Source organism: Streptomyces sp. CLV115 (assembly GCF_038448545.1).
Taxonomy (GTDB): Bacteria; Actinomycetota; Actinomycetes; order Streptomycetales; family Streptomycetaceae; genus Streptomyces; species Streptomyces sanglieri.
This window is the reverse complement of sequence record NZ_JBCEWQ010000232.1, coordinates 1-9,472: the sequence shown is the minus strand read 5'-3', so window position 1 is coordinate 9,472 and position 9,472 is coordinate 1. Positions and strand designations below refer to the sequence as shown.

Below are 9,472 nucleotides of genomic sequence, written 5' to 3'. Positions count from 1 at the left end.
GGACACGGAGGCCCGGGGGGGCCGGGGTCCGGGGCGGGGCCGGGAGCAGGGCCGGGGTCCGGGGGCGGGGCGGGGCTGGGGGCCCGAGGTCAGGCGAAGGGTCCGAGGCCGGCGTCCGAGCCCGGGGTCCGGGGGCGGGGGCGGAGGCCCGAGGCCGACGCCCGAGCCCGGGGTCCGAGGCGGGCACGGTGGCCGAGCCCGGGGTCCGGGGCCGGGCACGGGTGCGTTCGCGCGATACTGGCCGCATGACGGAGACGACGGTCGGCATCGGCGGCGCGGCGGAGAGCACCGACATGGTGCTCAACATCGGCCCCCAGCACCCCTCCACCCACGGCGTGCTCCGACTGCGCATCGTCCTGGACGGCGAGCGCATCCGGCACGCCGAGCCGGTCATCGGCTACATGCACCGCGGCGCGGAGAAGCTGTTCGAGGCCCGCGACTACCGGCAGATCGTGATGCTCGCCAACCGCCACGACTGGCTGTCGGCGTTCTCCAACGAGCTGGGCGTCGTGATGGCCGTGGAACGCATGCTCGGCATGGAGGTCCCGGAGCGCGCGGTCTGGACCCGCACCCTGCTCGCCGAGCTGAACCGGGTCCTGAACCATCTGATGTTCCTCGGCTCGTACCCGCTCGAACTCGGCGGGATCACCCCGGTGTTCTACGCCTTCCGCGAGCGCGAGGAGCTCCAGGCCGTGATGGAGGAGGTCTCCGGCGGCCGGATGCACTACATGTTCAACCGGGTCGGCGGCCTCAAGGAGGACCTGCCGGCGGGCTGGCTCGGCCGCGCCCGGGACGCCGTCGCCTCGGTCCGCTCCCGGATGGACGTCTACGACGACCTGGTGCTCGGCAACGAGATCTTCCGGGGCCGCACCCGCGGCGTCGGCGTGCTCTCCGCCGGGACCGCGCACGCGTACGGGGTGTCCGGGCCGATCGCCCGCGCCTCGGGCGTCGATTTCGATCTGCGGCGCGACGAGCCGTATCTCGCGTACGGGGAACTCCAGGACACCCTGAAGGTGGTCACCCGCACCGAGGGCGACTGCCTGGCCCGCTTCGAGTGCCTGCTGGAACAGACGCACAACGCCCTGGACCTCGCGGACGCCTGCCTGGACCGGATGGCCGCCCTGGCCCCCGGCCCGATCAATCAGCGGCTGCCCAAGGTGCTGAAGGCCCCCGAGGGCCACACCTACGCCTGGACCGAGAACCCGCTCGGCATCAACGGCTACTACCTGGTGTCCAAGGGCGAGAAGACCCCGTACCGGCTGAAGCTCCGCTCCGCCTCGTTCAACAACATCCAGGCGCTCACCGAGCTGCTGCCGGGCACGCTGGTCGCCGACATGGTGGCGATCCTGGGCTCGCTCTTCTTCGTCGTCGGCGACATCGACAAGTAGCCGGCGGGCCCGCAGCAGCCGGCGGACCCCCGGGCTGGGCGCCCGGGGGTCCGCCCTGCTACGAGATCGCGCTGCGCAGCTCCACCACGTCCAGCTGCTCGGTCTCGTCGTGCGCGGTCAGGTCGATGACCTCGCCGACGACCCGGTTCCCCGTCTTGCCGGTGCGGTGCGCGGCGAGTGCCTCCTCGCCCACCACATCGGCGAGGTCCTCGTTCTGCACGGACTCGATCGCGGCCCGCGCCGCCTTCTGCGTACCGAAGAAGTCGAAGCTGCCCTGCGGCACCGGATGGCGGCGGGAGGCCGCGTACGGGGCGACGGCGGTGGAGGCCGGTGCGGTGCGCGCCGGGGGCAGCGCGGCGGACTGCCGGGGTGCGGGCAGGGCGGCCGGCGGACGCAGGTGCTGCGCGCCGGTCCGGTCCTCGGCCGCGGCGTGCCTGCCCCGCTGCTCCTCCGCCTCCCGGGACCGCTCCGCGAGATCACGCTTCCTGGCCTGCTCGGCGGTGCGGCGCGCCTCCTGGAGCGCCCCGTTGCGGGAGAGGTCCTCCAGCGCCTGGGCGGCACGCAGATAGGCGGCCGGCGTCGGGGTGGAGCGGGCGGCGGGCAGCTCCCGGGGCGCGGCGGCGGCTTCGAGCGCGAGCTGCCTGCGGCCCTCCAGCGCGCTGGCCCGCTCGGTCTCGGCGGTGGCGTACCGGCGCAGCAGGGCGGCGTGCTCGCCGCGCAGGTTGGCGAGCTCCACGCGCTTGCGGCGCAGCTTCGTCTCCAGCCGGGTGCGCAGCTCCCGCGACTCCTCCAGGTCGGACTCCAGCTCGGCGATCCGTTCCTCGGCCCGCCATTCGTCGCCGGCCCGGGCCCGGGTCAGCTCCGCTACCCGGCGGCCGGCCTCCCGGTCCCAGCTGCGCATCAGATACGCGCCGGTCACGGCGGCGGCTGCGGCCGCTGCCGCCAGACCGCGCAGGACCAGGGGCTCGGCGAGCAGCCAGGTGCTTCCGGCACAGAGGACCGAGACTCCGACGACTGCCGACGACGGAAGGATTCTGTGCAGAGGTGGCGAATGGCGATGGCGTCCACGTGGCATGGCCTGAAATTTACCGTGTGTACGGGGCACTTGGGGGGCCGCCCGGCAATCTGTTCCCTCCCGGTTACCTGACGGCCCCCATTCTCCTGCCCGACGGCCCCTTTAGCCCTCGATTCCTACTTCTGGACGAGGCTCTTCGAGCGCAGATACTCCTTGGCCACATCCGCGGGCTTTGCGCGCTCCGCGTCGACCTTGCGGTTCAGTTCCGCGAGATCTTCGGTGGTGAGCGCCTTGGTGAGCTTGCCGAGCGCGTCGGCAATGTCCTGCGAACCGGCGTCCTCGGCATTGAGGACCGGCAGCACGTTGTCGGCGTTCTGGAGCTTCTTGTCGTCCTCCAGGAACACCAGGCCGTAGCTGTCCAGCACCGCGTCCGTGGTGGTGGTGAGGACCAACTGGTCCTTGCCGTCCTTGACCGCCTGCTTGGACTGCGGCGTACCGACTCCCTTGGGGTCGATTCCGGTGACATCGATGCCGTACGTCTTCTTCAGACCCGGTGCGCAGAACGGCCGCACCTCGCACTCGTCACCTGCCGCGATCTTCACCGCGACCTTCGCCCTGCCGAGGTCGGAAAGGGTCTTGAGCTTGTTCTTGGCGGCGAATTCCTTCGTCACCGCGAAGGCGTTCTGGTCGACGGCCGCACCGGCCGGGAGCACCTTCAGTCCGCGCGGGGTGGCGAGCTTCTCCAGCGCGGCGACGGTGGCCGCCGTGTCACCGGAGGCGACCGGCGCCTTCTCTGCCTTCTTCGCGCCGTTCACCTTGGCATTGAGGAATTCGGCGATCGTCGCGGCGTATTCCGGGACGACATCGATCTCGCCCTTCTCCAGCGACGGCTCGTACAGTTCCCGGTTCGCCACCGTGGTGATCGAGGTGCTGTACCCGGCGTCGCCCAGGACCTGCGCGTACAGCTCCGCGAGCACCTTGGACTCGGTGAAGGAGGCGGCGCCGACGACGAGCGAGCCCTTCTTGCCGGAGCCCGCGGCGCCGGCGGACGCCGAGCCCGCCTTGTCCTTGTCCTTCTCCAGGCTGTCGCCGCCGCAGGCGGCGAGCGAGCCGGCCAGCGCGACCATGCCGATGACCGCGCCGGCTATGCGCGAGGTCTTGCTCATTGTTGTTCTCCGTCCACAGCAACCGTCTGATCTGATCTGGTCTGGAATGGGATGGGATCCGGGGATCGCGGATCCGGAACGGGATCCGGGATCACGGATCGGGTCCGGTCCGGCCGCCATACGCCCTCAGGCCGTCCGGCGGCGGCGCAGCGGTGACAGCAGCCGGTCCAGGCCCGCCAGCACCGCCTCCACCAGCAGCGCGAGCACGGCGACCAGTACCGCTCCCGCGACCACCTGCGGTGTGTTGTACGTGTTGAAGCCGGCGGTGATGATCCGGCCGAGGCCGCCCTGGCCGACCATCGCGGCGATCGTCGCCGTGGCGACCACCTGGACGGCGGCGGAGCGCAGCCCGGTCATGATCATCGGGTAGGCGAGCGGAAGCTCGACCCGTACGAAGAGCTGCCGTCCGGACATCCCCATGCCCCGCGCCGCCTCCGTCACCGACCGGTCGACCTCCGTCATGCCGACGTAGGCGTTGGTCAGCAGCGGCGGCACGGCGAACAGCACCAGCGCGATGACCGTCGGCACATATCCGGCGTTGCGCAGCGGCGAGACCATGAAGAGGGCCAGCACCGCGAAGACCGGGACCGCCCGCCCCACGTTGGAGAGGTTGACGGCCAGCGCGCCGCCCTTCCCGATGTGCCCCAGGTACAGCGCGACCGGCAGCGCGATCGCGCAGGCCAGGGCGAGCGAGACACCGCTGACGTACAGATGCTCGACCAGCCGGTGGGCCGCCCCGCCCTCCCCCGACCAGTTGGCGCCGGTGGTGAGCCAGGTCCAGGCCTCGCCGAGAACTCCCATGGGTCAGACCGCCTTCGCCACGGTGTCCGCGCCCGTCCGCACGGCACGTATTCGGGTCCAGGGGGTCAACAGCCGCTGCACACCGAGCAGCAGCAGATCCGCGACGACCGCGAGCAGGACGCACAGGACCGAGGCGGTGAGCACCTGGGCCTTGAAGAAACTGGGGAGCGCGTCGCCTATGAGATTGCCGAGGCCGCCCCTGCCGATGATCGAACCGACCGTGGTCAGCGCGATCGTCGACACCGTGGCGATCCGCACACCGGCCATCAACGCGGGCATCGCCAGCGGGAGTTCGACCTCCCAGAGCAGCCGCACCGGTCCGTACCCCATCCCCTTCGCGGCCTCCTTCGCCTCCTGGGGGACGGCTTCGAGGCCGGCCAGGATGTTCCGCACGAGGATGGTCAGCGAGTACAGCACCAGGCCGGTGACCACCAGCGCGGCGGAGAGCCCGAACAGCGGCAGCAGCAGCGAGAACATGGCGAGCGAGGGCACGGTGTAGAGGATCGTCGTCAGCCCGAGCACCGGTCCGGCGAAACGGCGGCTGCGACGCGCGAGCAGCGCCAGCGGAAAGGCCACCAGCAGTCCGATGACCACCGAGACCGCGGTGATCCAGATGTGCTGGACCGTCGCATCGGTCAACTCCTGGCTGCGGGAACGGAGATACTCCCCGCAGATCCAGTCGTTCGTCACCAGGCAGTTCTGTCCCGCGGCCATCCGTCCCCACCTCCCGGTCGCCGTCTCGTACGTATGTATGGGCGACCCTATCCTCGACCACTGACAATCGCGGGGGCCGTTGTATTTCAGCAACACGTCCTTCACAGAACACGCGTCACAATGGGGAACCATGATCCGTTTCGAGCACGTCACCAAGCGGTATGCGGACGGCACCACCGCCGTCGACGACCTTTCCTTCGACGTCGCCGAGGGTGAACTGGTCACGCTCGTCGGGCCGTCGGGGTGCGGCAAGACGACCACCATGAAGATGGTGAACCGGCTGATCGAACCGACCGAGGGACGGATATTCCTCGACGGGGACGACATATCCGCCATCGACCCCGTCCGACTGCGCCGCCGTATCGGATATGTGATCCAGCAGGTGGGACTCTTCCCGCACCGCACGGTGCTGGAGAACACCGCGACCGTCCCGCATCTCCTGGGCTGGAAACGGGGAAAGGGAAGGGAACGCGCGGCGGAACTCCTCGACCTTGTCGGACTTGACCCTTCCGTTTATGGCGACCGCTATCCGGAACAGCTCTCCGGGGGTCAGCGCCAACGCGTCGGCGTGGCCCGGGCACTGGCCGCGGACCCGCCGGTACTGCTGATGGACGAGCCTTTCGGCGCGGTCGACCCGGTCGTCCGGGAACGGCTGCAGAACGAATTCCTGAAACTTCAGGAACAGGTCCGCAAAACCGTCCTGTTCGTCACGCACGACATCGAGGAAGCGGTCCGGCTCGGCGACCGGATCGCCGTCTACGGACAGGGTTCCATCGAGCAGTTCGACTCCCCGGCCACCGTGCTCGGCGCCCCCGCCACCCCGTACGTCGCGGACTTCGTCGGCGCCGACCGCGGCCTCAAGCGGCTCTCCGTCACCCCCATCGAGGAGGGCGACCTCGACCAGCCGCCCGTCGTCCACCTCGACGACTCCCTCGCGAGGGCGACCGAGCGACTGCGGGCCGAGGGCGCGCGCTGGGGCGTCGTGCTGGACGGCCAGGACAATCTGCACGGCTGGATCCCGGCCGACGGAGCCGGGACCGGGACCGGAACCGACGGCACGGTACGCGCGCACGCCCGCCGGATGGAGGCGTGGCTGCCCGTCGGCGCCCCGCTCAAGCAGGCGTTCGCCACCATGCTCCAGCACGACGCGGGCTGGATCGCCGTCATCGACGCGGAGTCCACCGGCCGGTTCCTCGGCGTGCTCACCCCGGCCCGGCTGCACGAGGCGCTGCGCCGCTCGATCGACGCGGACGCCCAGGACGTGCCGCGCGCCGAGGTGGCGGTCGAGACCGTGGAGAGCGTCGGCAAGACCGCCGCGCGGTGAGCCGGAGTCACCGAGCGGCGGTCCCGGACCAGTTCTCGCCTCAGTTCTCGCTGAGCCGGCTGCTCATCCAGTCCAGCGCCGAGGGGATCTCCCGCCGCCAGGTGTTGAAGTTGTGCCCGCCGCTGTCGAGCACGATCGAGGAGACCTGCGCGGGCGACTTCACCTTGGAGATGAACTGCTGCGTGGAACGGTAGTTCCCCTCGCCGTGCCTGGACGTCGTGACCAGGAAGGACGCGTCGGGCTGCTTCGGCATGTGGTCCAGCGTCCACATCAGATCGGCGCGGTTGCGCGCCTGCTGGTCGCCCTGGAAGAGGTCACCGGTCGTCGGGTCCTCGGCCGCCTTGTAGTACGCGGAGAGCCCGACGCTCGCGGCGAACCGGTCCGGGTGGTGGAGACCGATCTTCAGCGCACAGTAACCTCCGGTCGAATTGCCCATGATGCCCCAGTTGTGGGCCAGCTTTCCGACCCGGTACACGTCCGAGACCACGTTCGGCAGATCCTCCGCGAGGAACGTCTCGGTCTGCGGCCCGCCCTTGATGTCCACGCACTCGGTGTCCCTCGGCGGCGCCAGCGTCGGCCGCAGCATCACCAGGATCATCGGCTGTGCCCGGCCCGCCTTCACCCGTTCATGCGCCGTACGCGGATATTCGAGACCCTTCAGGAGGTTCTCCGGGATGCCCGGGTAACCGGTGAGCACGACCACGGCGGGGAACTTGCGGCGGGCGAACGCCGGCTGGAAGTACTCGGGCGGGAGGTACACGTACGCCGAGCTCTCGATCCCCGACCGCCGGCCCGAGATCACGACCTTGTCGATCCGTCCGCTCTTCACCGGCCGCGAGGCGCCCGGCACGTCCGGCAGCTGCATCCCGACCCGCACGATGTTCTTGGCCGCCAGCGTCCCGGCCGCGTGGTCCGTGACGACGCCGAGATCCTGCTTCTGACCGAGCAGATCGGCCCACGATCCGTAGAAGAGGAAGGAGTTGTTGGCCAGCAGACCGACCGAGGAGAAGACCGTAACCTGGGTCACCAGCAACAGGCCGACCCGGCCCAGCACCGCGCGCACGCTGCGACGGGCCAGCCGGGGCCAGAGCCAGATCGTGGCGGCGAAGAACACCAGGGCCAGCCCGATGACCAGTCCCAGGAACACATTGCTGGTGAGACCCATGGGGGTGAGCTTTCTTGTCTGGAAATTTCCGGCTGTCGGGTGAACCCCGGATCCGGAAGCCTCGTCCTACTAGTCGCACATCGTCCGGAGGGCTACGACCGAAGGACTCAAGAATCTCTCGCGGAACCACGGGAAGCGATGTCTGTCACGCTAGATGGGGATAAATCGGGATCGGTTCCGAGCTCTGTACGCAAGTTCGTACGCGGCCCGCGCCCCGAATCCGTACCGACGCTGGTCGGTACCGCCTGCACCGTCGTCGGCCTGATCGATGTCGCCGCAGGCGTGTTCCCGCGCTTCCGGCACAGCCGGATGCACACCCTCGCCGAGGTACTGCCCGGCGCCCTCGGGCCGTTCGCCGCCGCGCTCTCGCTGAGCGCCGGCGTCCTGCTGCTGCTCCTCGCCCACGGCCTCAAGCGGCGCAAGCGGCGGGCCTGGCGGGCCGCCGTCGTACTGCTGCCGGCCGGAGCGCTGGCGCAGTTCACCTACCGGCACTCGGTCATCGGCACGCTCGTCTCGCTGGTGCTCTGCCTGCTGCTGGTCCGCAACCGCGGCGAGTTCGCCGCGCTCCCCGACCCCCGCAGCCGCTGGCGGGCACTGGCCAACTTCGTGCTCCTCGGCGCGGGTTCGCTGGCCCTCGGACTGGTCGTCGTCAGCGCCCACCCCGGCCGGGTCGTCGGGAGCCCCAGCATCGCCGACCGCCTCCAGCACGTGCTGTACGGAATGCTCGGCTTCGAGGGGCCCGTCGAGTACGCCGGCGACACCTCCTGGACCGTGGCGTACTCCCTCGGCGCCCTCGGCCTGTTGACCGCCGTCACCACCATCTACCTCGCCTTCCGCCCCGAGCACCCGGCCGCCCGTCTCACCGAGGACGACGAGGCCCGGCTGCGCGCCCTGCTGGAGAAGCACGGCGGCCGCGACTCGCTCGGCCACTTCGCGCTCCGCCGCGACAAGGCCGTCGTCTTCTCCCCCAGCGGCAAGGCCGCCGTCTGCTACCGCGTGGTGTCCGGGGTGATGCTCGCCAGCGGCGACCCGATCGGCGACGTGGAGGCCTGGCCCGGCGCCATCGAACGGTTCATGGACGAGGCCAGGGCCCACTCCTGGACCCCCGCCGTGATGGGCTGCAGCGAGACCGGCGGCGAGGTCTGGACCCGCGAGACCGGGCTCGACGCCCTGGAACTGGGCGACGAGGCGGTGGTGGATGTCGCGGATTTCTCGCTCGCCGGGCGCGCGATGCGCAACGTACGCCAGATGGTGAAGCGCATTGAGCGCCTCGGCTACGAGACCCGGGTCCGGCGCGTGAGCGACATCGGCGAGGACGAACTCGCCCGCATCCGCCGGGCCGCCGACGACTGGCGCGGCACCGACAACGAACGCGGCTTCTCCATGGCGCTCGGCCGGATCGGCGACGCGGCCGACGGGGACTGCGTCGTCGCCACCGCCCACAAGGCCGACGAACACACCGGCGACTCCCCCTACGGCGACCTGAAGGCCGTACTCCACTTCGTCCCGTGGGGCCGCGACGGCATGTCACTCGACCTGATGCGCCGCGACCGCTCCGCCGACCCCGGCATGAACGAGCTGCTGATCGTCGCCGCCCTCCAGGCGGCCCCCCAGCTCTCGGTCGAGCGCGTCTCGCTGAACTTCGCGATGTTCCGCTCGGCCCTCGCCCGCGGCGAGAAGCTCGGCGCCGGACCGGTGCTGCGGACCTGGCGCGGACTGCTGATCTTCCTGTCCCGCTGGTTCCAGATCGAATCGCTGTACAAGTTCAACGCCAAGTTCCGGCCCCGCTGGGAACCCCGCTTCGTCGTCTACCGCACCGCCCGCGACCTGCCCCGCATCTCCCTCGCCGCCATGCAGGCGGAGGGCTTCGTGAGCCTGGCGCTGCCCCGCCCCTTCGCC

The 9,472-nt window shown here is 70.4% G+C and carries 8 protein-coding genes; 3 read left to right on the top strand and 5 right to left on the bottom strand.

Features of this window, described 5'->3' with window-relative positions; all coding sequences use genetic code 11:
- Positions 1 to 245 precede the first annotated feature (245 nt).
- A complete protein-coding gene (locus AADR41_RS39525) occupies positions 246 to 1,388 on the top strand; it encodes an NADH-quinone oxidoreductase subunit D (protein ID WP_342287079.1) in 1,143 nt (380 codons plus the stop codon).
- A gap of 58 nt (positions 1,389 to 1,446) precedes the next feature.
- Here AADR41_RS39525 and AADR41_RS39520 read toward each other — a convergent pair whose 3' ends face one another.
- The 4 genes from AADR41_RS39520 to AADR41_RS39505 form a co-directional block, all read right to left on the bottom strand.
- Positions 1,447 to 2,463, bottom strand: a complete 1,017-nt coding sequence (locus tag AADR41_RS39520) for a hypothetical protein (RefSeq protein WP_342287077.1) — start codon at positions 2,461 to 2,463, stop codon at positions 1,447 to 1,449.
- A gap of 116 nt (positions 2,464 to 2,579) precedes the next feature.
- A complete protein-coding gene (locus tag AADR41_RS39515) occupies positions 2,580 to 3,569 on the bottom strand; it encodes an ABC transporter substrate-binding protein (protein ID WP_342287075.1) in 990 nt (329 codons plus the stop codon).
- Positions 3,570 to 3,695: 126 nt separating this feature from the next.
- Positions 3,696 to 4,370, bottom strand: a complete 675-nt coding sequence (locus AADR41_RS39510; protein ID WP_342287073.1) for an ABC transporter permease — start codon at positions 4,368 to 4,370, stop codon at positions 3,696 to 3,698.
- Positions 4,371 to 4,373: 3 nt separating this feature from the next.
- On the bottom strand, positions 4,374 to 5,084 hold the full coding sequence (locus tag AADR41_RS39505; RefSeq protein ID WP_259927835.1) for an ABC transporter permease: 711 nt from the start codon (positions 5,082 to 5,084) through the stop codon (positions 4,374 to 4,376).
- A gap of 130 nt (positions 5,085 to 5,214) precedes the next feature.
- Between AADR41_RS39505 and AADR41_RS39500 the strand changes: the two genes are divergently transcribed.
- Positions 5,215 to 6,408 carry an ABC transporter ATP-binding protein gene (locus AADR41_RS39500; protein ID WP_342287067.1) on the top strand — a complete coding sequence of 398 codons (1,194 nt, stop codon included), beginning with the start codon at positions 5,215 to 5,217 and terminating at the stop codon, positions 6,406 to 6,408.
- Between the two features lie 40 nt (positions 6,409 to 6,448).
- On the opposite strand, the gene AADR41_RS39495 is transcribed toward AADR41_RS39500, so the two are convergent.
- Positions 6,449 to 7,573 (bottom strand): alpha/beta hydrolase, encoded by a 1,125-nt coding sequence (locus AADR41_RS39495; protein WP_342287066.1) that lies wholly within the window; start codon positions 7,571 to 7,573, stop codon positions 6,449 to 6,451.
- Positions 7,574 to 7,711: 138 nt separating this feature from the next.
- Between AADR41_RS39495 and AADR41_RS39490 the strand changes: the two genes are divergently transcribed.
- Positions 7,712 to 9,472, top strand: a 1,761-nt coding sequence (locus AADR41_RS39490) for a phosphatidylglycerol lysyltransferase domain-containing protein (RefSeq protein ID WP_342287065.1), incomplete at its 3' end; no start/stop codon positions are given.

What these genes read in the sequence shown, in the direction of transcription:
- AADR41_RS39505 (WP_259927835.1), bottom strand. Translation starts at nt 5,084, where the DNA reads ATGGCCGCGGGACAGAACTGCCTGGTGACGAACGACTGGATCTGCGGG.
- AADR41_RS39495 (WP_342287066.1), bottom strand. Translation starts at nt 7,573, where the DNA reads ATGGGTCTCACCAGCAATGTGTTCCTGGGACTGGTCATCGGGCTGGCC.
- AADR41_RS39510 (WP_342287073.1), bottom strand. Translation starts at nt 4,370, where the DNA reads ATGGGAGTTCTCGGCGAGGCCTGGACCTGGCTCACCACCGGCGCCAAC.
- AADR41_RS39515 (WP_342287075.1), bottom strand. Translation starts at nt 3,569, where the DNA reads ATGAGCAAGACCTCGCGCATAGCCGGCGCGGTCATCGGCATGGTCGCG.
- AADR41_RS39500 (WP_342287067.1), top strand. Translation starts at nt 5,215, where the DNA reads ATGATCCGTTTCGAGCACGTCACCAAGCGGTATGCGGACGGCACCACC.
- AADR41_RS39520 (WP_342287077.1), bottom strand. Translation starts at nt 2,463, where the DNA reads ATGCCACGTGGACGCCATCGCCATTCGCCACCTCTGCACAGAATCCTT.
- AADR41_RS39525 (WP_342287079.1), top strand. Translation starts at nt 246, where the DNA reads ATGACGGAGACGACGGTCGGCATCGGCGGCGCGGCGGAGAGCACCGAC.